At 43.4% G+C, this 26,044-nt stretch carries 28 protein-coding genes; 22 read left to right on the top strand and 6 right to left on the bottom strand.

What is annotated here, in order from left to right:
• Positions 1-30: 30 nt before the first annotated feature.
• Positions 31-348, top strand: coding sequence for a YlaH-like family protein (locus tag CJU60_RS20865; RefSeq protein ID WP_024121276.1), 318 nt, complete (start codon positions 31-33; stop codon positions 346-348).
• A 58-nt stretch (positions 349-406) separates the two neighbouring features.
• Here CJU60_RS20865 and CJU60_RS20860 read toward each other — a convergent pair whose 3' ends face one another.
• Together CJU60_RS20860 and CJU60_RS20855 are read right to left on the bottom strand one after the other, a co-directional pair.
• On the bottom strand, positions 407-616 hold the full coding sequence (locus CJU60_RS20860; protein WP_095714827.1) for a YlaI family protein: 210 nt from the start codon (positions 614-616) through the stop codon (positions 407-409).
• A gap of 86 nt (positions 617-702) precedes the next feature.
• A complete protein-coding gene (locus CJU60_RS20855) occupies positions 703-1,332 on the bottom strand; it encodes a YhcN/YlaJ family sporulation lipoprotein (protein ID WP_024121277.1) in 630 nt (209 codons plus the stop codon).
• 157 nt (positions 1,333-1,489) lie between these two features.
• Between CJU60_RS20855 and CJU60_RS20850 the strand changes: the two genes are divergently transcribed.
• A complete protein-coding gene (locus CJU60_RS20850) occupies positions 1,490-2,818 on the top strand; it encodes a PhoH family protein (protein ID WP_024121278.1) in 1,329 nt (442 codons plus the stop codon).
• A gap of 4 nt (positions 2,819-2,822) precedes the next feature.
• Here CJU60_RS20850 and CJU60_RS20845 read toward each other — a convergent pair whose 3' ends face one another.
• Positions 2,823-3,308, bottom strand: a complete 486-nt coding sequence (locus tag CJU60_RS20845) for a hypothetical protein (RefSeq protein WP_095714826.1) — start codon at positions 3,306-3,308, stop codon at positions 2,823-2,825.
• A 103-nt stretch (positions 3,309-3,411) separates the two neighbouring features.
• On the opposite strand from CJU60_RS20845, the gene glsA reads away from it, so the two are divergent.
• The 4 genes from glsA (at position 3,412) to pyc (ending at position 9,655) form a co-directional block, all read left to right on the top strand.
• Positions 3,412-4,341 carry a glutaminase A gene (glsA, locus tag CJU60_RS20840; protein WP_095714825.1) on the top strand — a complete coding sequence of 310 codons (930 nt, stop codon included), beginning with the start codon at positions 3,412-3,414 and terminating at the stop codon, positions 4,339-4,341.
• 97 nt (positions 4,342-4,438) lie between these two features.
• The gene (locus CJU60_RS20835; RefSeq protein WP_003221339.1) at positions 4,439-4,720 is read left to right on the top strand and encodes an Fpa/YlaN family protein; all 282 of its coding nucleotides are present in this window, start codon (positions 4,439-4,441) and stop codon (positions 4,718-4,720) included.
• A gap of 202 nt (positions 4,721-4,922) precedes the next feature.
• A complete protein-coding gene (locus CJU60_RS20830; RefSeq protein ID WP_095714824.1) occupies positions 4,923-6,134 on the top strand; it encodes an FtsW/RodA/SpoVE family cell cycle protein in 1,212 nt (403 codons plus the stop codon).
• Positions 6,135-6,208: 74 nt separating this feature from the next.
• Entirely contained in the window at positions 6,209-9,655 is a 3,447-nt protein-coding gene (gene pyc / locus CJU60_RS20825) for a pyruvate carboxylase (protein WP_095714823.1), read from the top strand.
• A 410-nt stretch (positions 9,656-10,065) separates the two neighbouring features.
• On the opposite strand, the gene ctaA is transcribed toward pyc, so the two are convergent.
• The gene (gene ctaA / locus CJU60_RS20820; RefSeq protein ID WP_095714822.1) at positions 10,066-10,986 is read right to left on the bottom strand and encodes a heme A synthase CtaA; all 921 of its coding nucleotides are present in this window, start codon (positions 10,984-10,986) and stop codon (positions 10,066-10,068) included.
• A gap of 351 nt (positions 10,987-11,337) precedes the next feature.
• Here ctaA and cyoE point away from each other — a divergent pair, with 351 nt between their 5' ends.
• From cyoE to ctaG, 6 genes are all read left to right on the top strand, one after another.
• Complete coding sequence (gene cyoE, locus CJU60_RS20815) at positions 11,338-12,255, top strand: heme o synthase (RefSeq protein ID WP_010334129.1); 918 nt, start codon at positions 11,338-11,340, stop codon at positions 12,253-12,255.
• A gap of 238 nt (positions 12,256-12,493) precedes the next feature.
• On the top strand, positions 12,494-13,564 hold the full coding sequence (coxB, locus tag CJU60_RS20810; RefSeq protein WP_024121285.1) for a cytochrome c oxidase subunit II: 1,071 nt from the start codon (positions 12,494-12,496) through the stop codon (positions 13,562-13,564).
• Between the two features lie 32 nt (positions 13,565-13,596).
• The gene (ctaD, locus tag CJU60_RS20805; RefSeq protein ID WP_024121286.1) at positions 13,597-15,465 is read left to right on the top strand and encodes a cytochrome c oxidase subunit I; all 1,869 of its coding nucleotides are present in this window, start codon (positions 13,597-13,599) and stop codon (positions 15,463-15,465) included.
• On the top strand, positions 15,465-16,088 hold the full coding sequence (gene ctaE, locus CJU60_RS20800) for a cytochrome c oxidase subunit III (protein ID WP_010334132.1): 624 nt from the start codon (positions 15,465-15,467) through the stop codon (positions 16,086-16,088). Before ctaD ends, ctaE begins: the two co-directional genes overlap by 1 nt.
• A gap of 2 nt (positions 16,089-16,090) precedes the next feature.
• Positions 16,091-16,423, top strand: coding sequence for a cytochrome c oxidase subunit IVB (gene ctaF, locus CJU60_RS20795; RefSeq protein ID WP_024121287.1), 333 nt, complete (start codon positions 16,091-16,093; stop codon positions 16,421-16,423).
• 26 nt (positions 16,424-16,449) lie between these two features.
• On the top strand, positions 16,450-17,343 hold the full coding sequence (gene ctaG / locus CJU60_RS20790) for a cytochrome c oxidase assembly factor CtaG (protein WP_095714821.1): 894 nt from the start codon (positions 16,450-16,452) through the stop codon (positions 17,341-17,343).
• Between the two features lie 33 nt (positions 17,344-17,376).
• On the opposite strand, the gene CJU60_RS20785 is transcribed toward ctaG, so the two are convergent.
• Positions 17,377-17,739: a YugN family protein gene (locus CJU60_RS20785; protein WP_081638298.1), complete on the bottom strand. Its 363-nt coding sequence runs from the start codon at positions 17,737-17,739 to the stop codon at positions 17,377-17,379.
• Between the two features lie 139 nt (positions 17,740-17,878).
• Between CJU60_RS20785 and CJU60_RS20780 the strand changes: the two genes are divergently transcribed.
• From CJU60_RS20780 to coaD, 8 genes are all read left to right on the top strand, one after another.
• The gene (locus CJU60_RS20780; RefSeq protein ID WP_095714820.1) at positions 17,879-18,325 is read left to right on the top strand and encodes a CBS domain-containing protein; all 447 of its coding nucleotides are present in this window, start codon (positions 17,879-17,881) and stop codon (positions 18,323-18,325) included.
• Positions 18,326-18,410: 85 nt separating this feature from the next.
• A complete protein-coding gene (locus tag CJU60_RS20775; protein WP_024121290.1) occupies positions 18,411-19,448 on the top strand; it encodes a CAP domain-containing protein in 1,038 nt (345 codons plus the stop codon).
• Positions 19,449-19,886: 438 nt separating this feature from the next.
• Positions 19,887-20,285, top strand: a complete 399-nt coding sequence (gene ylbD, locus CJU60_RS20770; RefSeq protein ID WP_095714819.1) for a YlbD family protein — start codon at positions 19,887-19,889, stop codon at positions 20,283-20,285.
• A gap of 15 nt (positions 20,286-20,300) precedes the next feature.
• Positions 20,301-20,540, top strand: coding sequence for a YlbE-like family protein (locus tag CJU60_RS20765; RefSeq protein WP_024121292.1), 240 nt, complete (start codon positions 20,301-20,303; stop codon positions 20,538-20,540).
• Positions 20,541-20,667: 127 nt separating this feature from the next.
• Positions 20,668-21,117: a regulatory iron-sulfur-containing complex subunit RicF gene (gene ricF, locus CJU60_RS20760; protein WP_010334140.1), complete on the top strand. Its 450-nt coding sequence runs from the start codon at positions 20,668-20,670 to the stop codon at positions 21,115-21,117.
• 54 nt (positions 21,118-21,171) lie between these two features.
• Positions 21,172-21,444, top strand: a complete 273-nt coding sequence (locus tag CJU60_RS20755) for a YlbG family protein (protein ID WP_024121293.1) — start codon at positions 21,172-21,174, stop codon at positions 21,442-21,444.
• A 323-nt stretch (positions 21,445-21,767) separates the two neighbouring features.
• Positions 21,768-22,325 (top strand): 16S rRNA (guanine(966)-N(2))-methyltransferase RsmD, encoded by a 558-nt coding sequence (rsmD, locus tag CJU60_RS20750; RefSeq protein ID WP_024121294.1) that lies wholly within the window; start codon positions 21,768-21,770, stop codon positions 22,323-22,325.
• Position 22,326: 1 nt separating this feature from the next.
• Positions 22,327-22,812: a pantetheine-phosphate adenylyltransferase gene (gene coaD, locus CJU60_RS20745; protein ID WP_024121295.1), complete on the top strand. Its 486-nt coding sequence runs from the start codon at positions 22,327-22,329 to the stop codon at positions 22,810-22,812.
• Between the two features lie 13 nt (positions 22,813-22,825).
• Here the strand turns inward: coaD and ylbJ are convergent, their stop codons facing one another.
• Positions 22,826-24,052 carry a sporulation integral membrane protein YlbJ gene (ylbJ, locus tag CJU60_RS20740; RefSeq protein ID WP_024121296.1) on the bottom strand — a complete coding sequence of 409 codons (1,227 nt, stop codon included), beginning with the start codon at positions 24,050-24,052 and terminating at the stop codon, positions 22,826-22,828.
• Between the two features lie 180 nt (positions 24,053-24,232).
• Between ylbJ and CJU60_RS20735 the strand changes: the two genes are divergently transcribed.
• Together CJU60_RS20735 and ddcP are read left to right on the top strand one after the other, a co-directional pair.
• Entirely contained in the window at positions 24,233-25,012 is a 780-nt protein-coding gene (locus CJU60_RS20735) for a patatin-like phospholipase family protein (protein ID WP_024121297.1), read from the top strand.
• 4 nt (positions 25,013-25,016) lie between these two features.
• Positions 25,017-26,042 (top strand): protease DdcP, encoded by a 1,026-nt coding sequence (gene ddcP / locus CJU60_RS20730; RefSeq protein WP_095714818.1) that lies wholly within the window; start codon positions 25,017-25,019, stop codon positions 26,040-26,042.
• The last annotated feature ends 2 nt before the right edge of the window (positions 26,043-26,044 follow it).

Raw genomic sequence — 26,044 nt, 5'->3', positions numbered from 1 at the left:
AACCCGTACGCTGCAGGGGAGGGAATCTTTTTGAATGATGTAAGCGAACGCCTGTCGTTCTTCGCCGCTCTATATCAAGTGGACCGGCAGCCAGCAGCAGGCATGTGGCTGCTGTATGGCACCATTTTTGTTTTAGCTGTTATTGTGTTTAAGCTTGGATTTGCAAAACGGCTTCCGGTATTAAAATCAGCAGTGGTGTATTTATTTCTGGCTTTAGGCTGCACTGTTTTGACTTTTCTCGGTGTATTTTTGCCTGTGGCAGAGGGATTGGTCGTCGCTGCATTGATTTTAATCATTTACAAAATTCGGCTGTATCAGTCGAAAAAGGAACAGTCCGCAAAATCATGAAAAAAGACTCAGCATCTCGCTGAGTCTTTTTTTGTATTCTGTATGAATAGCTGCCGCTTTATTTTTTAACTTTTTCTTTCTTCTGCTGTCCCGGGTGAAATGTGAACTTTCCGGTTTTCAGCCGTTCTTCTGTTTTTTTGGCAATTCGGTCATGGCATTCCTGGCACATATATGTATGGATCGAACGGTTTCTCAGCCGTTTCGCGATCAGGGTTTCATCATCAATTGTTTCAATTTTATCGCAAATGGAACATTGGACCCTCATCATATCACCTCTTTCACTCTAATATGCATTATATCATGGATCAGATGCTGTCCAAAATAAGAAAAAGCTAAAGCCGCAAGGGCTGTAGCTTAATCATTATTGTTCTTTTTCATATGATGATCAGATTGATCGTTTTGTTCCGTTTCCATTTCCTTCTCTTGCTTTCTGTTTAATTGATCGTTTTGCTGCTTGGTTTGCGGTTCATCTTCATCGTCAATCACATCGTTAGGCACTTCCGGAAGCACCCGGCCGACAATCGCGGCCAGTTCATCTAAAATCCCCGTAACAGGACGGCCTTCACTGATCTCTCTTCCCATTTCATTGAGACGGCTGACGGTATCAGGATCAGCAACCACAACTGCATTGGCGCCGTGCCGATCATTTTTTAAAGCCTGTGCCACAGAGTATTTGATGGTTTCAACTTTGCTTCTATCCAGGTTATCGTCGACGTCAATTCCTACTACAGCATATCCTCCAAGCACAACAGCTGTCGCATCCTTGACATCCGGCACTTTTTCAGCAACGCCGACAAGATGCTTGGCAATATCAGTTCTAGTTCCATTGTCTTTTGTTTCCTGAGATGTGTCCTTTACGTGAATCGGTTTTGTTTCCTGCTGTCTTGTTGATTCTTTTTCAATATTTTGCTCCTGTCTTCCCTGTTGAACAGCGCAGGCGGATAAAATGAGTGTGAGCTGTATGATAATGAAAAGAATTCGCACTTGCGGTTTCCCTCCTTGAAATGCATTCATTAATTTTATTGTTGAATTAACCTTCTATCTTTATTCACAAAAACATATATTTTAGCAGGCGTTCACCTTTTTCATCGTAAGAGAAGCAGGAAGAACTTTGACCACCCTTATATCAGGAGGCTGAGACTTGAGTAAAATTTATGTGTTAGATACGAATGTGTTATTACAGGATCCTAACGCTATTTTTTCTTTTGAAGAAAATGAAGTTGTCATCCCTGCTGTCGTTTTAGAAGAGGTTGATTCCAAGAAACGATATATGGACGAAGTTGGGAGGAATGCGAGGCACGTATCTAAGCTGATAGACGCGCTAAGACTGAAGGGGAGGCTGCATGAGAAGGTTCCGCTTGATACGGGGGGAACGCTGCGAATTGAATTGAACCACCGTTCCTTTCACCAGCTTCAAGAAATCTTTATCGAAAAAACGAATGATAATCGTATATTAGCCGTTGCTAAAAACTTAAGCCTTGAAGAAGAGACGAAGGAAGACGGTAGGCCTGTGATCCTTGTCAGCAAGGATGTATTAGTCAGAGTCAAAGCGGATGCCATCGGCCTTCTTGCTGAAGATTTCTTAAATGACAGGGTTGTGGACAATGATGAAATGTACAGCGGATATAAGGATTTATATATAAACCAGCAGCTATTTAGCTCTTTTTACGGAAAAAAACAAATTTCAGTTCAGGATATGAAGCAGCATGCATTTTACCCAAACCAGTTTGCCTTAATGAAGGATGAATTAGGAGGGTCGTCCTCTGCCGTCGGTATTGCGGATAAAACGGGCACGGTCCTAAAAAGACTTGTGTTTGATGATGAACACGTATGGGGAATCAGGCCGAGAAATGTTCAGCAGACAATGGCGTTAGAGCTTTTGCTGCGAGAAGATATTCCGCTGGTGACGCTGATCGGAAAAGCCGGAACCGGGAAAACGTTGCTTGCTTTGGCAGCGGGGCTTTTACAGACAGAAGATTTAGGGATATATAAGAAGCTGGTCGTGGCAAGGCCGATTGTTCCTGTCGGCAAGGATATCGGATACTTGCCGGGTGAAAAAGAGGAGAAGCTAAAGCCTTGGATGCAGCCGATTTTTGATAACTTAGAGTTTCTGTTTAATGCCAAGAAACCGGGAGAGCTCGAGGCGATTTTGGCGGGGATCGGTTCGATCCAGGTAGAGGCGCTGACGTATATCAGAGGGAGAAGCATTCCTGATCAATTTATAATCATTGATGAAGCGCAAAATTTGACCAGGCATGAAGTGAAAACACTTCTTACAAGAGTGGGCGAAGGCAGTAAAATTGTCTTAATGGGCGATCCTGAACAAATTGATCACCCATATTTAGACAGTCTGAATAATGGTCTGGCATATGTGGTTGAGCGGTTTAAAGGACAACCCATCTCTGGCAGTGTGAAGCTTTTAAAAGGTGAGAGATCCGGGCTTGCCCAGCTTGCCGCTGACTTGCTGTGACGATTTAAATGATGTCGATCTCTTTTATATTGGTGATTGGCTGTTTGTGATCAACTGGATCTTCAAAATAAATATGAACCGGGCCGCCTTCCTGAATCGGCTTGCCTGCCTGGCTGAAATGGACAATACTGTTCAGCGCGGTATCAAGAGGAACGGCGGCTTTACCGGAACTTGTAATAAATACGCATTGTGATGCAGAGCTGAGCGGCTCGGCATTTTTCAGCACACTTCCCAATTTCATTGCGAAGCTGCCGTTCATCAGTTTTTGTTTCTCAAATTGTTTTTCCGTCTTTAATGTAGGCGGCGCAATCCGTCCTTCTCTAATAACACGTTCAGTGTCAAGGCCAGATTCATTCTCAGCCGTATGAAAATTGATTTCTTGGCCGTCCCCTTTACGGTCAAATGAAAATTTGCGATCATCAAAAATCCATACGCTAGGATCAATCGTAATCGGATATGTAACATTGCCTGTTACTTGTATAACGCTCATGGTATAACCCCCTTCTCTCAAAATTATAAAAGTTTTCGCATGAATTGTCACTTTGTGTAACAAATTATATGTATTGAGATGCTCAGGGAGCGAGGGTGGTCGCATGGTATGCCGGCATAATGACGAGCTGGAAGCGTTAGTGAAAGAAGCGAAAAAGGTGACAGACAAGGGAGCGGTGGCCAGCTATATTCCCGCTTTAGCAAAAGCTGATCAGCACTATCTTTCAGTAGCGATTTATTATTCAAATAATACTTGTCTGTCAGCGGGTGACGTAGAAAAAACATTTACTCTTCAAAGTATATCGAAAGTGCTCTCGCTTGCCCTTGTGTTAATGGAATACGGCAAGGACAGAGTCTTCAGTTATGTTGGACAGGAGCCGACCGGTGATCCGTTTAATTCAATCATTAAGCTTGAAACCGTGAATCCGAGCAAACCGCTAAATCCTATGATAAATGCCGGAGCATTGGTTGTCACCAGCTTGTTGAAAGGACAAACGTCTAAAGAGAGACTCGATTATCTGCTTTCTTTCATCAGAAAACTGACAAACAACCAAGGCATCACCTACTGCCGGGACGTAGCTGAGTCTGAATACAGCACATCTATGATTAATCGGGCGATGTGTTATTATATGAAGCAGTACGGGATTTTTGAGGATGATGTGGAAGCAGTAATGGATTTATATACGAAGCAATGTGCGATTGAGATGAACAGTCTTGATTTAGCAAAAATCGGGGCTGTGTTTGCGCTCAACGGCAGGCACCCAGAAACAGGAGAACAAGTCATTTCGAATGATGTCGCGAGAATTTGCAAGACGTTTATGGTCACCTGCGGAATGTATAATGCAAGCGGTGAATTTGCGATTAAGGTCGGAATTCCTGCGAAAAGCGGAGTATCAGGAGGGATTATGGGCATTTCACCCTATGATTTTGGCATCGGCATTTTCGGCCCGGCTTTGGATGAAAAAGGGAACAGCATTGCAGGTGTAAAGCTTTTGAAAATAATGTCTGAAACGTACAAGCTGAGTATTTTTTAATTTATGTCATCTGTTTAAATCCTCTTGCATTTTCTGCTGATACCCTTTATGATAAATAGAAGAATTAGGTACTCGCCTGGGGAACGGAGGGATACTTTTGGCTTCAGAGATGATAGTTGACCATCGGCAAAAAGCTTTTGAGCTACTGAAAGTTGACGCTGAGAAGATTTTGAAGCTGATCCGAGTACAAATGGATAACTTAACGATGCCTCAATGTCCTCTATATGAAGAGGTATTAGATACTCAAATGTTCGGACTTTCGAGGGAAATCGATTTTGCTGTCCGCCTGGGATTGGTTGACGAAAAAGATGGAAAAGACCTTTTATACACATTAGAACGCGAATTGTCTGCTTTGCACGACGCGTTTACAGGTAAATAAATGATAAAACTCAAACTAATTAACAGTTTGGGTTTTTTTATAACCGCTTGCTTTTTCACCGTATAATGACGGTCTATTTTTGTGCATTTCATCCGAATCGTATAGAGAATCTTCGTGTCATTTGATAAATTGTAGTAAAATAAAAAATATAAATACATAAAAACCATAGGTAATGGAAGTTGGAAGCAGGGAAGAGGATGTTATGTTAAAAAAAATGCTAAAATCTTATGATTACTCACTGATATTCGCAATTGTTTTACTATGCGGATTCGGTTTAGTGATGGTGTACAGCTCAAGTATGATTACGGCTGTTTCTCGGTATAACGTAAGCAGCAATTATTTCTTCATGCGTCAGCTGTTTGCTTTAATCGCAGGAGGCATCCTTTTTATTGTTATGGCCGTGTTTCCTTACAAAGCACTGGCTCATCAAAAATTTCAAAAGGTGATGCTGCTTGTTTCAGTGTTTGCGCTTATCTCACTGTTTGTATTCGGGCATGTTGCCGGAAATGCGCAAAGCTGGTTTAAAATCGGCGGAATGAGTATTCAGCCGGGTGAATTTGTCAAGCTGGTAGTGATTTTATATCTAGCAGCTGTCTATGCAAAAAAACAAAGCTATATTGATCACCTGTTAACAGGAGTTGCGCCTCCTGTGGTGATGACGGTTATTATCTGCGGTTTAATTGCCATGCAGCCTGACTTTGGTACGGCGATGATTATCGCCATTATCGCTACGTGTATGATCTTGTGCTCGGGTTTCAGCGGGAAGACGCTGGTAAGGCTTGTTTTGCTGGGTGGAATTGTCTTAATTCTGGTCAGTCCAATTATTTATTTTAATATGGATAACATTTTAACAGAAAAGCGTTTAGCTCGTTTTGAGAGTCTGGAAGATCCGTTTAAATATGCGAATACATCAGGTTTGCAAGTGATCAATTCTTATTATGCGATTGGGTCGGGAGGTATTTTCGGTCTCGGACTCGGAGAAAGTATCCAGAAATACGGGTATCTTCCTGAGTCACATACTGACTTTATCATGGCCGTGATTGCTGAAGAACTTGGCATTTTTGGGGTATTGTTTGTTGTTTTCCTGCTGGGCTTTATCGTATTAAAAGGTTTCTATATTGCGAGAAAATGCGAGGACCCGTTTGGAAGTCTTCTGGCAATCGGCATTTCTAGCATGATTGCCGTACAATCGTTTATTAACCTTGGCGGTGTCAGCGGGCTAATCCCGATTACGGGTGTTACGCTGCCATTTATCAGCTACGGAGGCTCTTCTTTACTTCTATTATTGGGAAGCATGGGGATATTAATCAATATCAGCATGTTTGTGAAATATTCAGAGAATAAGAAAAAGAGAGAGTCCTTGGCGCCAAAGGGAATGAAAAAGAAGCAGCTTGAAAAAACTGTTTATCTGTAAAAAACAAGTGTGTACACGTGAAGGATATTCCGATATGATAGATTATATTCCATTCGGGTAAGGGGGAAAAAAGTTTGTCACAGCAATCGATACAAAAAGTGTTAGTAGCAAACAGGGGAGAAATTGCAATCCGTATATTCCGCGCTTGTACAGAATTGAATGTTCGTACAGTTGCGGTTTATTCAAAAGAAGATTCCGGTTCCTATCATCGTTACAAAGCTGATGAAGCGTACCTGGTTGGCGAAGGGAAAAAACCAATTGATGCCTACCTGGATATTGAAGGTATTATTGATATTGCGAAAAGAAACAAGGTGGATGCGATCCACCCGGGATATGGTTTCTTATCTGAAAATATACATTTCGCAAGGCGCTGTGAAGAAGAAGGCATCGTGTTCATTGGTCCGACTTCTGAACATTTAGATATGTTTGGTGATAAGGTAAAAGCGCGTGAGCAGGCGGAAAAAGCCGGAATTCCTGTTATACCAGGAAGCGACGGCCCTGCAGAAACGCTTGAAGCAGTCGAACAATTCGGACAAACTCACGGTTATCCGATTATTATTAAAGCTTCGCTTGGCGGCGGCGGCCGCGGCATGAGAATTGTCAGAAGTGAAAGTGAAGTCAAAGAGGCATATGAACGTGCGAAATCAGAGGCAAAAGCAGCCTTTGGCAATGATGAAGTATATGTAGAGAAACTGATTGAAAACCCTAAGCATATTGAGGTCCAGGTTATCGGTGATAATCAGGGAAACGTGGTTCATCTATTTGAACGGGATTGTTCTGTTCAAAGACGCCACCAAAAGGTGATAGAAGTAGCGCCGAGCGTTTCGCTGTCAACTGAATTGAGAGACCAAATTTGTGAAGCTGCGGTTGTACTTGCTAAAAACGTGAACTATATAAATGCTGGTACGGTTGAATTCCTTGTCGCGAACAACGAGTTTTATTTTATAGAAGTAAATCCGCGTGTTCAAGTTGAACATACAATTACGGAAATGATTACCGGTGTTGATATTGTGCAGACACAGATCCTTGTTGCCCAAGGCCACAGCCTACATAGCAAAAAAGTCAACATTCCGGAGCAGAAGGACATTTTTACAATCGGCTATGCGATTCAGTCACGGGTAACGACTGAGGATCCGCAAAATGATTTTATGCCTGACACAGGGAAAATCATGGCTTACCGCTCGGGCGGAGGCTTTGGTGTTCGTCTTGATACAGGAAACAGCTTCCAAGGCGCCGTTATTACGCCATATTACGATTCACTGCTCGTTAAGCTATCAACTTGGGCTTTAACGTTTGAACAGGCGGCGGCCAAAATGGTTCGAAACCTTCAGGAGTTTAGAATCAGAGGAATTAAAACAAACATTCCGTTCCTTGAAAATGTCGCAAAGCATGAAAAGTTTCTGACAGGGCGATATGATACGTCATTCATTGATACCACGCCTGAGTTGTTTAATTTCCCTAAACAGAAAGACCGCGGAACAAAAATGCTTACTTACATTGGAAATGTAACAGTGAATGGTTTCCCTGGAATCGGCAAAAAAGAAAAACCGGCGTTTGACAAGCCGTTAGCTGTAAAAGTCGACGTTGATCAGCAGCCTGCAAGAGGAACAAAACAGATTCTAGATGAAAAAGGCGCTGAAGGGCTTGCAAATTGGGTTAAGGAACAGAAATCTGTTCTATTAACTGATACAACATTCCGGGATGCCCATCAGTCTTTACTTGCGACTAGATTCAGATCGCATGATTTGAAAAAAATCGCTAATCCGACGGCTGCGTTATGGCCGGAGCTGTTCAGCATGGAAATGTGGGGAGGCGCGACCTTCGATGTAGCTTACCGCTTCCTGAAGGAAGATCCATGGAAGCGTCTGGAGGATCTCCGCAAGGAAGTGCCGAATACGCTGTTCCAGATGCTGCTTCGCTCCTCAAACGCTGTCGGCTATACGAATTATCCGGATAATGTGATTAAAGAATTTGTGAAGCAATCCGCTCAATCCGGTATTGATGTTTTCCGTATTTTTGACAGTTTAAACTGGGTAAAAGGGATGACGTTAGCCATCGATGCCGTTCGGGATTCAGGTAAAGTGGCTGAAGCGGCAATTTGTTATACAGGTGATATTCTTGATAAAACCCGTACAAAATATGATCTCGCTTACTATACATCTATGGCGAAGGAGCTTGAGGCTGCAGGGGCCCATATTCTCGGAATTAAAGATATGGCAGGTCTGTTAAAACCGCAAGCTGCATATGAGCTGGTGTCTGCGTTGAAAGAAACGATCAATATTCCGGTTCACCTTCATACGCATGATACGAGCGGCAACGGAATTTATATGTATGCAAAAGCAGTAGAAGCAGGCGTTGATATCGTAGACGTGGCGGTCAGCTCAATGGCTGGCTTAACATCGCAGCCTAGCGCGAGCGGATTTTACCATGCGATGGAAGGCAACTCCCGCCGTCCGGAAATGAACGTGCAAGGCGTGGAATTACTATCCCAGTATTGGGAATCAGTTCGTAAATATTATAGTGAATTTGAAAGCGGGATGAAGTCTCCGCATACTGAAATTTATGAGCATGAAATGCCTGGAGGCCAATACAGTAACCTGCAGCAGCAGGCGAAGGGAGTAGGCCTGGGCGATCGCTGGAACGAAGTCAAAGAGATGTACAGACGAGTAAATGATATGTTCGGTGATATCGTGAAGGTTACGCCTTCCTCTAAAGTAGTCGGGGATATGGCGCTGTACATGGTGCAAAATAACCTGACTGAAAAGGACATTTACGAAAAAGGCGAATCATTAGATTTCCCTGATTCTGTTATTGAGCTTTTCAAAGGAAATATTGGACAGCCTCATGGCGGATTCCCGGAAAAACTTCAAAAGCTCATTTTAAAAGGGCAGGAGCCGATCACAGTGAGACCGGGAGAATTGCTTGAGCCGGTATCCTTTGAAGCGATCAAACAGGAGTTTAAAGAGCAGCATAACCTAGAGATCTCAGACCAGGATGCTTTGGCGTACGCACTTTATCCTAAAGTCTTCTCTGATTATGTAAAAACTGCTGAAAGCTATGGAAATATTTCGGTATTAGATACTCCGACCTTCTTCTATGGCATGACATTAGGCGAAGAAATAGAAGTGGAAATTGAACGCGGGAAAACGCTGATCGTCAAACTAATTTCAATCGGTGAACCTCAGCCGGATGCAACTCGTGTGATCTATTTCGAACTGAACGGCCAGCCGCGTGAAGTGGTCATAAAGGACGAAAGCATTAAGTCTTCCGTTCAGGAAAGATTAAAAGCAGACCGTACAAATCCAAGTCATATTGCAGCTTCTATGCCTGGAACTGTCATCAAGGTACTGACAGAAGCGGGTGCCAAAGTTGATAAAGGTGATCATTTGATGATCAACGAAGCCATGAAAATGGAAACAACGGTTCAGGCGCCATTCTCAGGAACAATCAAACAGATTCATGTGAAAAATGGAGAGCCAATCCAAACGGGAGATCTGCTTCTCGAAATTGAAAAAGCATAATCAAAAAAGAGTGTATATCATTTGATATACACTCTTTTTTAGTGAGGAACGAGATATGAACGTGCAACTGCTGCAACGAGCGGGGGCTGTTTCAAACGTGTGTGAAGGACGCATTGGTTGTCTGCTCGCGGGTGCAGGAATGAGAAAAGCTGATGCTTAATAAGCTTGGTATAATTACGGCTTCTTTTCTGGTGAGAATGAATTGACTTCTTGAGGAAAAGTTATTTTAATTAAAATCCTGTCCCAAACATCGATTGAGCAGCGCGTTTAGAATACATCATCGCCCGAGATTATCCAAACCTTATATAAATCATCAAGTTCAGTATGCAAACCGAAAGTTGAATTATATGAAGCTGCCGAAATGGAATGATAAAAAAGACCAAAGCGTATAAGAGCTTTGGTCTTGTGTCTTATACCCGTCTTGATTCGTAACGAAAACGTGCAATCAATAATAAGAAGTAGCATAAAACCCCAAACAGGCAGGCAATAAAAAATGAGTGCGCAAGCGCAAAGCCCAGCGCCAGTTCAGAATACACGATCATAATACCGGACAGTGCCTGTAACGTGATAAAAATAAGACACGAAATCCAGCCCCAAAAGATTTGCTTTTGTTCTTTATAGGAAGTAATCGCATGAACAGCGGCAACGATGATCCATACAAACAGGAGCAAGGCTGCAGCTCTGTGCCCCATTTGCACCCATTCGTGAAATTGGGTCGGAAGTCCATTGTTCAGCCTGCTGCACAGCGGCACATCAGGACACGCCAGACTGGATTCTGTATGTCTTACGTATGCGCCAGTATACACAACGATATAGGAATATATCAAAATACCTATCATGTGAAATTGCATTTTCTTGCCGATTTGAAGCGGTTTGACCAGTTTTCTGGCTGATTTATCAGCTTCAAATATAAGCAAAGTTAATATTAAAACAGACGCAAAAGAAATTAGTGAAATCCCAAAATGAAGCGCCATAATAAGCGCGTTTGAACCGAACACGACAGCCAACGCACCAAGCAGTGCCTGAAGAAACAAAAAGATAATGGACATGATAGCGAGAAACGTTGTTTCACGGAAAACAGGTGTGATCTTCCTCCATGACCAAAAGGCAAGGCTTAATACTAGAATAATTGAGATGCCGCTTGCGAATCTGTGGCTCCATTCAATAATAGAAGCGGGATTCAGTTCAGGGAAGAAGCGCCCGTGGCACAGCGGCCACTGTCTGCCGCATCCTTGGCCGGAACCTGTTTTTGTAACGAGGGCTCCCCCGATTAAAACAATAAGCATCACAAATGTTGTCAAAACACCGAGAGCTTTTAATGCTTTATTCATACAATATCCACCTTCTTAACAAACTGCTGCAATTTTTTATACGTACCAAGTGTAAGCGAATATGTGTTTTGTGGCAATTCTTAGAGCCCTTTGTTCACAAAAATATAATAGAATCACTACTTCTGGAAATGTATACTTGATTATTCATGCCGGGTCTGATAGAAATAAGGTAAACGCATTATCGAATTGGCGTTTGCCTTCATCTTTGGTAAAATTCATAAAAAGTTCACAAATAAATTCCTGTTTCTCGTTTAATATTTAATAGGATGTTTTTTTACAAGTTGTTATCTTGTATGATAGAGTTGCAGGTTATTATAAACCTGCGTTAGGTTTGTAAGGGAGGTTTACGTTATGGCTAACTCCAGAATCTTAAATGATACAGCTATAGACGGACAAATTGAAGAAACAACGGCATGGAAAGATTTTCTGTCCCTCATTAAAATAGGGATCGTAAATTCTAATCTCATCACAACTTTTACTGGAATGTGGCTTGCTTTTCATATTTCCGGTTTAAGCTTTTTAGGCAATATAAACACCGTTCTTCTTACTTTATTTGGATCATCTTTGATTATTGCGGGGTCCTGTGCGATCAATAACTGGTATGACCGGGACATTGACCATATCATGGAGCGTACAAAAGTAAGACCGACGGTTACGGGTAAAATTCAGCCGAATCAGGCATTATGGTCTGGAATTTTGCTTGTTGCTTTAGGATTGATCATGCTGCTGATGACCACTGTGATGGCTGCTGTTATTGGTTTTATCGGAGTATTTACTTATGTTGTCCTGTACACAATGTGGACGAAACGCCGCTATACGATTAACACAGTAGTAGGGAGTGTTTCCGGAGCAGTGCCGCCTCTGATTGGATGGACGGCAGTAGAAGGAAATATTGGCGTCGTGGCATGGGTATTATTTATGATTTTATTCATTTGGCAGATTCCTCACTTCTTATCGCTTGCCATTAAGAAAACTGAGGACTACAGAGCCGCGAATATTCCAATGCTTCCAGTCGTATATGGATTTGAAGTGACTAAAAGACAAATTATTGTATGGGTTGCGTGCCTGATGCCGCTTCCATTCTTTTTAGGAAGCCTAGGTCTACCGATTGTAATTCTCGGATTGCTGTTAAATATCGGCTGGCTGATTCTTGGCTTGATGGGCTTCCGTTCAAAGAATATCATGAAGTGGGCGACGATGATGTTCGTTTACTCACTGAATTACATGACAATCTATTTCGTTGCAATGGTTGTCTTTACGCTTTTCTAAAAAATAGATACATTGCTTGTTTTATCGCTTCAAAATAACCGATGACAACTAGTGAATGCCGCCTTGACCTTTTGTTTAATCAGGCGGCTTTACTTTTATACATAGATGGCATTTTGAGTAAAAAAACTCATAATTTAAGAGAAGAGGAAATGTAAGTGCTTTATTGGGAGGCGGCCGGATTGCGATGGAATCAATCTATTTTCCGCCGCTGTATTGACCAGAAAAGGGGTTGGGTGAAATGGTAAAGCATTGGCGTCTTATCTTATTATTAGCCTTGGTGCCGCTTTTGTTAAGCGGATGTGGAAAACCTTTTTTATCCACGCTCAAGCCTGCTGGCGAGGTGGCTGATAAACAGTATGACCTGACAGTGCTCAGTACATTGATTATGGTTGTTGTCGTAGCAGTCGTATCTGTTATCTTCTTTTATGTGATTGTGAGATTCAGAAGGTCGCGGGTTGGGGAGAACACGATACCAAAACAGGTGGAAGGGAATAAATTTTTAGAAATCACATGGACAGTGATCCCTATTTTGCTGCTCATCATTCTTGTTATCCCTGTCGTATTATATACGCTTGAACTCGCAGATACATCACCTATGGATAAGAAAAACCGCAAAGCCGAGGATGCTCTCGTTGTCAATGTCAGAGCAAATTTGTATTGGTGGGAGTTCGAGTATCCTGATTACGGCATTATCACAAGCCAGGAGCTGATCGTACCGACAGACCAGCGGGTTTATTTCAGTTTAAAAGCCTCTGATGTAAAACATTCTTTCTGGATTCCTTCAGCAGGAGGAAAAATTGATACCAATACTGATAACGAAAATACGTTCTTCTTAACCTTCGATTCAAAACGCAGCAAAGAGGCGGGAGATACGTTCTTTGGAAAGTGCGCTGAGCTTTGCGGGCCTTCACACGCACTCATGGATTTTAAAGTAAAGGCGCTTTCTGCGAAAGAATTCCAGTCATGGACAAAAGATATGAAAAACTATAAGACGGCAGCAGAAAGTGATTTGGCTAAGCAGGGGGAAGAGCTGTTCAAAGAGAAGAACTGCCTGAGCTGCCATGCGGTCGAGCCAAATGATAAGCGTGCAGAGGCAGCAAGAACGGCGCCAAACCTTGCTACTTTCGGTGAAAGGACAAAAGTGGCAGGGGTGAAGGATGCGAATAAAGAAAATGTGAAAGCCTGGCTGGAAGACCCTGAGAGCATAAAGCCAGGGAACAAAATGACAGGAACATATCCGAAGCTTTCAGACAGTGAAATGGACGCGCTTTATGAATACTTAAAAGGCTTGAAAGCAGAAAGCAAGTAGGGAAGAAAGGGAGATATTGGGGGAGGTCACATATGTTGAATGCGCTTACAGAAAAGCGGACGCGCGGATCTATGCTTTGGGATTATTTGACGACGGTGGACCATAAAAAAATCGCGATACTTTATTTAATCGCAGGGGGATTCTTCTTTCTTGTCGGGGGAATTGAAGCGATGTTTATCAGAATCCAGCTTGCAAAGCCGGAAAATGCTTTTCTCAGTGCTCAAGCGTACAATGAAGTGATGACGATGCACGGAACGACAATGATCTTTTTGGCTGCGATGCCGCTTTTATTTGCTTTGATGAATGCGGTTGTTCCATTGCAGATCGGAGCGCGGGATGTTTCGTTTCCATTTTTAAATTCGCTTGGTTTTTGGCTCTTCTTTTTCGGGGGCATTTTCTTAAACTTAAGCTGGTTTTTGGGAGGAGCGCCAGATGCGGGCTGGACGTCATATGCCTCGCTTTCGCTTCATTCAAAAGGGCACGGCATAGACTTTTTCGTCCTTGGACTGCAAATATCCGGACTGGGGACGCTGATAGCCGGGATTAACTTTTTGGCCACGATTATTAACATGAGGGCTCCCGGCATGACGTACATGAGGCTGCCTTTGTTTACATGGACGACATTTGTGGCGTCGGCATTGATTTTGTTCGCGTTTCCGCCGCTTACGGTTGGCTTGGCTCTTATGATGCTGGATCGGCTGTTCGGCACAAATTTCTTTAATCCTGAGCTTGGCGGTAACACGATTATTTGGGAGCATTTATTTTGGATATTCGGACATCCGGAGGTTTATATTCTGATTTTGCCTGCTTTCGGCATTTTCTCAGAGGTCATCCCGGTGTTTTCTAGAAAGCGTTTGTTTGGATATTCTTCAATGGTTTTTGCAATCGTGCTTATCGGTTTTCTTGGCTTTATGGTTTGGGTGCACCACATGTTTACGACAGGCCTCGGACCGATTGCGAACGCAATCTTTGCAGTTGCCACAATGGCGATCGCGATTCCGACCGGGATTAAGATATTTAACTGGCTGCTGACGATTTGGGGAGGAAATGTGAAGTACACGACGGCCATGCTGTATGCCGTCTCATTTATCCCATCCTTTGTGCTTGGCGGTGTGACAGGTGTCATGCTGGCTGCGGCAGCTGCAGATTACCAGTTCCATGATACGTATTTTGTTGTGGCGCACTTTCACTATGTCATTATAGGCGGAGTCGTATTCGGGCTATTAGCCGGTGTTCATTTCTGGTGGCCGAAAATGTTCGGTAAAATTCTGCATGAAACAATGGGGAAAATTTCATTTGTTTTGTTTTTTATCGGTTTCCATCTTACTTTTTTCATCCAGCACTTTGTCGGTTTAATGGGAATGCCGCGCCGTGTGTATACCTTCTTGCCAGGCCAGGGCCTTGAAACCGGCAACTTGATCAGTACAATCGGGGCGTTTTTTATGGCAGCAGCAGTTATCCTCCTGCTTGTCAATGTCATATGGACTTCGGTGAAGGGCGAATATGTCGGAGATGATCCATGGCATGACGGACGTACGCTTGAATGGGCTGTTTCGTCACCGCCGCCTGAATATAATTTTAAACAGCTTCCATTTGTCAGAGGGCTTGACCCGCTGTGGATCGAGAAGCAGGCGGGACACAAATCTATGACACCGGCTGAACCGGTTGATGATATCCATATGCCAAACGGTTCAATTCTGCCGCTGATCATTTCCTTCGGTCTCTTTGTCGCTGCCTTTGGTCTCTTGTATAGAACCGACCACGCTTGGGGCCTGCCGGTGATCTTTATCGGACTTGGCATCACATTTTTTACAATGCTGCTCCGTTCATTGATTGATGATCACGGTTATCATATTCACAAAGAGGAACTGCCGAACGATGATAAAGGGGTGAAGGCGTAATGCAAATTGAAGAAAAATTCACCGCAGAGACCTTTCCAGCTTCTCCCGAAAAAGCAACACTGGAAGGGAAAAATAAATTTTTAGGATTTTGGCTTTTTCTTGGGGGAGAGACTGTTCTGTTCGCGTCTCTCTTCGCCACTTTTCTTGCACTACGGAATTCAAACGCCGGTGACCCGCCTACGACAGAAATGTTTGATGTCACACTCGTTTTTATCGCCACAATGCTCTTATTAACGAGCAGTTTAACGAGTGTGTATGCGATGTACCATATGAAAAACTTTTCATTTGGCAAAATGCAGCTCTGGCTGGGAATTACCTTGTTATTGGGTGCGGGATTTTTAGGCTTGGAAATTTATGAATTTAAGCATTACACACATGAGTTTGGCTTTACCATCACAAGCTCGGCGCTTGGCTCATCGTTTTATACGCTTGTCGGCACACATGGTGCACACGTGGCGTTTGGCCTTTTGTGGATCAGCACGCTGATGATCCGCAATGCAAAGAGGGGCTTAAGTTTATATACAGCACCTAAGTTTTACGTGGCCAGTCTTTACTGGCATTTTATTGATGTCGTGTGGGTCTTTATCTTTACCGTTGTATATTTAATGGGGATGGTGGGATAAACATGGTCGATAAAAAAAGCAGAGGACATATCAGCAGCGACCTTGAATATAAGAAAAAGAAGCATGCTCAGGAAATGAAATATCAAGTCATGTCTTTTGGCCTGATGATCGGTCTTACGCTCGTTGCATTTCTGACTGTGGCAACAGACGGCATCGGCAGCTGGTTTACGATTCCTTTCATTATACTGCTCGCGGCTATTCAAGTGATATTTCAGCTGTATTACTTCATGCATATGAATCAGAAAGGGCATGAAGCGCCGGCATTGTTTCTGTATTCAGGCATGTTTGTCGCGTTCATTACGGTGCTTGCGTTTGTTACAATTATATGGTGGTAATTTGAGCAGCCGCCGGAGGTGAAGACATGAATCAGTTAGACGTGTTTGGGTTTCGCGCCATGTGGAGCCCTTATCTTTTTTGTATCCTTTTAGGCATCACGGTGCTTTACATCTTTTTTTACAGACGGTTGACTTCAAAGCCTGACCGTATCACGGGTAAAGAAATGGCCTGTTTTCTGTCGGCGATGCTGTTTTTATATGCAGCCGAAGGAAGCCCGGTTGATCTGCTCGGACATATTATGTTCAGCGCCCATATGGTGCAGATGGCTGTTTTGTATTTAGTGGTTCCGCCTTTATTAATCGCAGGGATTCCCGCATGGGCCTGGGAAAAAATGATTTTTCGGCCTGCCATTAACCCCTTTTTTACATTTTTCTCTACACCTTTAATTGCATTGCTTTTATTTAACGGCGTTTTTTCTCTATATCATGTGCCGCTAATATTTGATACTGTCAAAACGGATACGCTTTACCATGCGTTAATGACTTGGCTCATCTTCGTGTTAGCGTTTTTTATGTGGTGGCCGCTCGTACACAAGGTGGCTCGTCTCCCGCAGCTCAGCGGCCTGATGAAGCTGGGCTATATTATGGCGGACGGTATGCTGCTCACGCCTGCTTGTGCACTGATCATGTTTAGCGGCACGCCCTTATATGCCACTTATACCGATCCGTCTGCCTGGGCGGAAGCCATGAAGCTTTGTGTTCCTGCGGATATGCTGGGACAGGTTCCGTTAACAGGACCGGAAATGTTTAACACACTTCCTTTGTTAGAGGATCAGCAGCTTGGGGCAGTTATGATGAAAATCATTCAGGAAATTGTGTACGGCGCTTTTTTGGCTATTGTCTTTTTCCAATGGGTGAAGAAGGAAAGGGAAAAGGATGGACAGGAGGAGCCGCCTTATATTCAGCAGACGATATCATAAAAGGTACAGCGGCAATCGGCTGTACCTTTTTTATTACATTTGAACTGTTTTCAGCATGTCGGAGATGTCCTGGATGAGTGCCTTGCTTTTGGTCACAACCTGCACTGGGAATTCTTCTGTTTCTCCGTATTCCACTCCGTGCGGGTAATAGTGTTTTCCTAATAGAGGGGGCATTAATTGAATAACGGCGCGGCCGCTTCCGACATCGCCCTCTGTCGCAATGCCTTGAACCCGCAGGTAAAACGTTCCCTCAATCGTCGAAAACTTTCTGTCATAGGTCACTCTTTCATAATCCCATTGACCGGCTCTGATGAGTCCCTTGCTTTCCATCAAATCGTCCAAGAGGCTGAGCTCAGCCTTTACCCCTTCAAGTCCGCTATCAGTAAACTTCAACACTGACCCCTCCTTATAAAAATTACCTTTCCTGACAATCATAGTATGAAAGCGTTAAACTTTCAATGAATCTTCTTCTTTTGAAAGTATGCAAAAATGAAAATTTGACGAAAATATCACTAGATAAAAGGAGGTTTTACGGATGACAAAAATAAAAGATCTGATGACAGCTGACTTGCAATATTGCACGGTATTAGATAATGTATATGAAGCTGCGGTAAAGATGAAAGACGCGGATGTAGGAGCCATTCCGGTAGTTGATGAGGATGGAGAAACACTGGTCGGCATCGTAACCGATCGTGATCTGGTGTTAAGAGGCATCGCCTCAAAAAGGCCAAACTCGCAAAAAATCACTGACGCTATGACTGAAAAACCTGTCAGTGTGGAAGAGGACGCGCCAGTTGATGAGGTTCTTCATTTAATGGCATCCCATCAGCTCAGGCGCATACCTGTAACCAAAAACAACAAGCTGACTGGTATTGTCACGCTTGGCGATCTTTCCTTATCTGAACAAACAAATGAACGTGCCGGCAGTGCTTTATCAGTTATTTCAGAGGACGAAAACAGAGAGCAAGGCTTTTTGCATTAACACATAAATCTTTGACATGTTAAATAGGCTGTATTGTAATGAAAAATAAGGCAAGACATGCAATTCACATCACGGGGGTGATAGATTGAAAAATATATTAAGAGCTATGGTTATCCTCTTGATTATTTGCGGAACTTATGTTCTGTTTATTCAATATGGGGCTGTTCCTGAAAAAAAATCAAATGACAGCGAACCTCAAGTCTCTAACGAGGAAGCGGCAAGCGGCAAACGAATACATATGCCGACTTCAGGATTATTGTCCTTTATGGGCAAATCCGCCGACGATGTAAAGAAAAAACTTGGGGAACCGGAACGTATTGACCCCTCGGCTTATGATTACGAATGGTGGGTTTACAATCAGGGAAAAGACCAGTATGTGCAAATCGGGATGCTGCACAATAAAGTGGTCACATTATTTGCGGCGGGAAATGATATTAACGCAAAGCCCTTCAAAATCGGTGAGTCAACGGGAGAAGTATTTAAGACAACCCAGGTGGCTCCGTTTGTAAATGTAGAGTATAAAGGAAATTCCTATCGGTTTGAGTTTTCTGAAGAGGACATCAACACCAGACCGACTGTAAAAGTAGGGAAGATGTACGTCCAGCTGTATATGGACAAATTTGAAGGGAAGCTATCCAGCATCAGGGCGTTTGATGCGCAAACCTTTGTCAAGCAAAGACCTTATGAGGTAGTGTACCGCGGTGAGTTAGTAGAACCGCAAACCGTTACGGAAGATAAGTGGAAAGAGATCCAATCAACGAGTGAAAAGCAAATACTCGATTTGACCAATGTTATTCGTGTCAAACATGGGTTAGCTAAGCTTGAGTGGGATCAGCCGACGGCCGAAGTGGCTTTTGGCCACAGTGAGGATATGAAAGAAAACAACTATTTCTCCCATGTATCGAAGAAATACGGCACGCTGAAGGACCGCTTAGAAAAAGGGGATGTCGACTTTGAGCAAGCGGGAGAAAATATCGCGTACAATTATGTGGACGGTCCGGCTGCTGTAGAAGGCTGGCTGAATAGTGAAGGCCATCGAAAAGCGCTTCTACATTCAGACTACACGCACCTTGGCGTCGGTGTAGACCGGAAGTATTACACTCAAAACTTTATTAAACGCTGAAATCAGCCGCGGACAACAGGTTCTGCGGCTTTTTATTGTTTCTGCAAAGGCTTTAGAACAAGGAATTACAGTAGACGAAGCTTTCTCAATGGATACTGTGAGTGACATTACCAAAAAAATGAACTTTTAAGGAGCTGAAGCTGGATCAACGTGTTGCTGTCCGGCTCTTTTTTGATGAGGAGACTTTAAGATCGGCCGGGGGCGATTAAGGATCTTGTTCTGATGGGCTTTGGAATGCGGCATCCCAAACATTTACAAAAGGCAGGAATCTTGATTTCAGGAACAATTAAGGCCCCGGCTTTATCGGGGGAGGAAGCTTCTGTTATTCTGCGCTTCTTGTTTTACGAGAAAATGATTTTTCGATGAATATTAGGCGAACACATTGGCTCACAAACCGATACATTGTAGTAGGTATATTTTTCGGAGGGGGTGAGGATTGTGGCGAATCAACATGCCAATCATTCAATTAATGACTTTAAACAATTCGTTAAAAAACATCCCAAGCTGATCAAAGAAGTGCGCAAAGAACAAAGAAGCTGGCAGGACGTGTACGAAAATTGGGTCCTTTTCGGAGAGAAAGACCCAATTTGGGACCCGTACAGAGAACCGGAGGAAGCCGCAGAAGCGGTACCCGAAACATCAGAAAAAAATGATTTTGTTTCTAAAATGGTTACAGCTGTGAAAAAGATGGATGTCAATCAAATGAATGAACAGATCAATAAAATGAGCCAATCGATCTCATCGTTGCAAAGCCTTCTCAACACATTTTCCGGAAACGGACAGAAGCAATCTCAGCCAGGACCCGGACAGCATCCTTTTTCTTTTCGGAAGGATTAATAAAGGAGAGCTTATATGCGCAAAGACGTTCAGGAATTTATTTTAGCAGATAAAGAACGAAAACGATTCTTAAGAGAACAGCCGATATGGTACCGGAGGCTTGCGAGAAAGCCGGATGACTTGGCTTCATTTCAGCTTGAGATGATGAATTTTTACGAAAAAACCATTCCGCATCGGGTGAATCAATTTACGAACGGGATTCAAATGGCGCAAATGATGATGCAAATGTTCCAAGCAATGCGGACAAAAGATTAAAAGACCCGAAAATGGGTCTTTTTCATTGTGTAAACTAGGGAGGCTTTTACAACTCCATTTTTAAGTGCGGCTAAGCATTTTCCAATTGGCTGGTTTCATGGTAAACTAACAACTGGAGGTGCGTGCTATGTATGCGACGATGGAATCCGTGCGGCTTCAAAGTGAAGCTCAGCAGCTTGCCGAGATGATTCTGCAGTCGGAGACGGCTGAGAACTACCGCAATTGTTACAAGCGTCTCCAGGAAGATGAAGAGGCAGGGCGGATTATTCGTTCTTTTATCAAAATAAAAGAGCAATATGAGGATGTGCAGCGTTTTGGCAAATATCATCCTGACTATAGAGAAATATCCCGAAAAATGAGGGAGATCAAACGGGAGCTCGACCTGAACGATAAGGTGGCCGACTTCAAAAAAGCAGAGACGGAACTGCAGTCTATTCTTGATGAAATCAGCGTTGAAATTGGGACAGCTGTCTCAGAGCATATTAAAGTTCCGACTGGGAATCCTTATTTTGACGGTTTGTCTTCATGCGGAGGCGGCTGCGGATCAGGCGGCGGCTGCGGATGCAAAGTGTCATGACGAGACTGGCCGTCTCGTCTTTTACATATAAGAGAAATCAGGCAGGTGAATGTATTGGAGAATAGACGCCAAGGCATGATTGTGTATCTTCATTCTTTAAAGCAAAGCAAAATGCTGAGAAAGTTCGGAAATGTGCATTATGTGTCAAAACGCTTAAAATATGTCGTGCTGTATTGTGATATGGGCCAAATTGAAAAAACAATGGACAAGATCTCATCTTATTCTTTTGTTAAGAAAGTTGAGCCTTCATATAAACCGTTTTTAAAATTGGAATTTGAGTCAAAGCTTGATAAAGCAAAAGAATATGATTATAAAATCGGAATATAGCTGTATAAAAAAATCCCCGCAGGTTTCTGCGGGGTCCTTCTATTCCTTAACAAGTTAAGGAGAAGGCAAAGGGAGAGGAGAAACCGGAGGAAGAACTTATGGGGAAACGTAAGTCTTCTCCGCGGTTGGCAACAACATCCTCTGGATGCTGTTGCTTATAGTATGGACAATGATCATTCCGCTTATACACTTGTATATGAAGATTAGCGCTCATTGTTTGAAAGAATGCTTTATGATAAGATAGGATTGGTTTTTTTCTTATACATAACGGCGTCCGGCCGAACAAGGAAACAAAATAGCTTTTAGAAAAAGTGGTGTGGAACATGAGAGTAATTTCTGGATCAAAAAAAGGCCGTTCACTAAAGGCAGTGCCGGGAACATCAACGAGACCGACAACCGATAAAGTGAAGGAATCCATTTTCAATATGATTGGCCCTTATTTTGACGGGGGCAGGGGACTTGACTTATTCGCAGGAAGCGGAGGTCTTGGTATTGAAGCGCTTTCACGAGGGTTTGACCATTGTGTATTTGTTGACCGTGATTTTAAAGCGATTCAAACAGTGAAATCGAACTTGAAAACATTAGAGCTTACAGCATACGCAGATGTGTACCGTAATGATGCGGAACGTGCTTTGCACGCAGCTGCGAAAAGAGAAGCGGGCTTTCACGGGATTTTTCTTGATCCTCCGTATAAGGAACAAAAACTGAAGGCGCTCTTAAGTGTGATAGACGAACAACAAATGCTGGAGGATGGCGGCTTTATCGTCGCAGAGCATGACAAAGACGTCGAGCTTCCCGAAGCAGTAGGTGATCTAGTGATAACAAGAAAAGAAACCTACGGCCTGACAGGGGTGGCGATCTATAAAAAGAGGGGGTTGTGATGTGACGAGTATAGCTGTCTGTCCCGGCAGTTTTGATCCGGTGACCTACGGGCATCTGGATATCATTAAACGCGGGGCCAATATATTTGATCAAGTGTATGTGTGTGTGCTGAACAATTCTTCAAAAAAGCCGCTATTCAGTGTAGAAGAACGCTGTGAGCTTTTGAGAGAAGTGACAAAAGACATTCCGAACATAACAGTTGAAACGTCACAAGGGCTGTTAATTGATTATGCAAAAAGAAAAAATGCAAAAGCCATTTTAAGAGGCTTGAGAGCGGTGTCTGATTTTGAGTACGAGATGCAGGGAACATCCGTAAACCGTGTGCTTGATGAATCAATTGAAACCTTTTTTATGATGACAAATAACCAATATTCTTTCTTAAGCTCAAGCATAGTAAAAGAAGTGGCAAAGTATAAAGGCGCGGTGTCAGAATTTGTACCGCCGGAAGTCGAGAAGGCGCTTCAGGAAAAATTCAGGCAAGGATGAGTGTTTTTTAAGCTCATCCTTTTTTTGTACCGTTTGTCAGTCTGTAAGAAAAAATGAAAATGTACGTAAACAGTGCACATAACGTGACAGCAGGGCCAATCTGCACAAGCAGATTCCATCCGCTGATAAGAGCTGTCGGCAGCTCACCTGTATCAAGAGATTTAAAAACGTACTGATCATGGTCATTCCACGCGGTGTAAAGAGGTTTCCATAACAGAATGACAAAAACGGCGGCATAAATGCCTTGCAGCACACGCGCGATAAAGAATGGTTTAAATCTGATGTCCGTCTCTGATAAAATGCCTGCCACCTGAGCCTGAACGGAAAAGCCGCTGAATCCGAGGATAAAGCTGACAACAACAGCTTTTTGCAAAAGGGAGACATCTGTCTCGCTGACAAGCTTGCTTCCTAATGTGATTTCAAACATTCCTGATAATAGAGGAATGTCCAATTGAGCGGGAAGCTGAAACAAGGTCAGTGCGCCTTTTGTAACAATAGAGAGAATATCGGTCAGCTGTACGACGGATAACAAACGATTAAAGACAGAAAACAAAATAATAAAGCCGCCTACCATTAGAAGCGTTTGAACGGATGAGGTTACAGCGTCGCCCAAAATTTTTCCTAAAGGCCGTTTTTCCGCAAGCCTTGCAGTGTGAAGCGCATGTAAAGCATCTTTGATAGAAGGCAAAGATATGGTTTTATTTCTCATGAGCTGGCGCTCTTCTTTACGCCCGTAGGAGCGCATCGTTAAACCGACAGCCAAATTGCCCAAATAGTGTGCAGATGCTAATAAAATACCTAATGACGCATTCTGAAAAAAACCGACGGCGACAGCTCCAAAAATAAAGAGCGGGTTTGATGAATTGGTGAAGGAAGCAAGCCGTTCTGCTTCTACTCTTGAAATCTGTTTTTCCTGCCGCAGCCTTGCCGTCAGTTTTGCGCCCGCGGGGTTCCCTGATGCCATGCCCATGGCCAGAACGAAGCCGCCGACACCCGGCACGCGGAAAATAGGGCGCATAAAAGGCTCAAGCAGAACACCGACAAACCTTACAATACCAAAGCCGATTAATAGCTCAGACAGTATGAAAAACGGCAGCAAAGACGGAAATACGACCTCCCACCACATGGACAGCCCGGTTTTAGAGGCTTCGAATGAGGCCTGCGGATGTGAGATGACAGTCGCTGTTAAAAAAATAAAAAACGCAGCAATCAAAAGTGTATGAATCTTCGACAAGTTCATTCTTACCTCCCCGACGCTAAAAATGCACAATGACATGTATATCATGATAAAATATGGTATGACTCGAAACGGCCAAGCAGTACCTGTCCTCTTGACCCTTTGTACTAATATACGAGCATAGGGGTTCAGTTTAGACCATAGAATTCCGTATACAGGGAATTCGGGCAGGAGGTTAACATGTTGGCCAAACCTAAAATCGGGTTAGCGTTAGGATCGGGAGGCGCCAGAGGACTTGCTCATCTCGGCGTGCTTTCCAGTTTACATAAGCACCAAATTGATGTGGATATGATTGCGGGGAGCAGTATGGGCGCTTTGGTCGGCAGCTTCTATGCCGCGGGGCATGACGTGGAAACGATGAAAAAAGTCGCCAAGGCTTTCAAACGGCGGCTCTATGCTGATTATACGGTACCGAAACTCGGTTTTTTGAGAGGTGACCGTGTCAGGCAGCTCGTGCATGCTTATACATTCGGCAAACCGATTGAGGAACTCAAAATCCCTCTTGGAATTGTCGCGTGTGATCTGCAGACAGGAGAAAAGATTGTTTTCCGCAAAGGGTCAGTGTCAGATGCGGTTCGGGCAAGCATCAGCATACCAGGCATTTTTATTCCGCAGAAGCTGGACGGACGGCTTCTCGTAGACGGCGCGGTGGTCGACCGTATTCCGGTTTCTGTTGTAAAAGATATGGGGGCTGACATTATCATCGCTTCAGATGTCTCCAGGGTTCGGAAAACCGAAAAGGCGGCGCATATTTTTGATGTAATCATGCAAAGTATGGATATACTGCAAAATGAATTGGTGCGACATCAAACGATTGCCGCTGATATCATGATTCGCCCTTCTCTTGAAACATACAGCTCCAGCTCGTTTGCCAATATTGATGAAATGATATCGGCAGGCGAGGAGGCAACAAACCGAATGATCAGCCAGATAAAAAAAGAAATAGAGAATTGGGAGGGCTAATAACTTGCTACGTAAAAAACATTTCAGCTGGATGCTTGTCATCCTCATACTGATTGCCGTTGTATCATTTATAAAACTGCCATACTATATTACAAAACCGGGAGAAGCGACAGAGCTCGGCTCACTGATAAAAGTGGAGGGGGGCTACCCGGAAACAGGGAGTCTGTCCTTAATGACTGTCAAAGTGGGACCGGCTAATCCATTTACATACGCATGGGCTAAAATGCACCCCTATTATGAAATTGTTCCTGATGAAAGCATCAAGGAAGAAGGAGAATCAGATAAGGAATATATGAAACGGCAGCTGCAAATGATGAAAAGCTCTCAGGAAAATGCCGTCATCGCCGCATATCAAAAGGCAGGAAAAAAAGTAAGCTATTCCTTTAACGGCATCTACGCAAGCTCAGTTGTCGAAAACATGCCAGCGAAAGGGAAAATAGAAGTCGGCGATAAAATCATCAGTGCGGACGGAAAAAACTATCAGTCTGCTGAAAAGCTGATCGATTATATCAGCAGCAAAAAAGCCGGGGATAAAGTAAAGTTAAAAATCGAAAGAGAAGAAAAAGAAAAGACGGTCACCCTTGCGTTAAAACAATTTCCTGATGAGCCTGGCCGTGCCGGAATCGGGGTTTCGCTGTATACGGACAGAAACGTCAAGGTAAAGCCTGATATTGATTTCGAAATCGAAAATATCGGCGGCCCGTCAGCGGGATTAATGATGTCGCTTGAAATCTATAATCAGCTGACAAAAACAGATGAAACAAAAGGCTACGACATTGCAGGCACCGGAACGATTGATGTTGACGGGAAAGTCGGCCCGATCGGCGGCATTGACCAAAAAGTTGTTGCCGCAGACAAAGCCGGCAAAGACATTTTCTTCGCTCCGAATCAAAACGGCGCCAGCAATTCTGATTACAAAAACGCAGTGAAAACAGCGAAAGACATTGATTCGGACATGAAGATCGTGCCTGTTGATACGATGCAGGGTGCGATTGATTATTTGAATAAGCTGAAAGCGAAAAGCACCTGATA

Source organism: Bacillus sp. 7705b, assembly GCF_002289525.1.
In the GTDB taxonomy this organism is placed as follows: Bacteria; Bacillota; Bacilli; order Bacillales; family Bacillaceae; genus Bacillus; species Bacillus halotolerans.
This window is presented reverse-complemented; position numbering and strand designations above follow the sequence as displayed.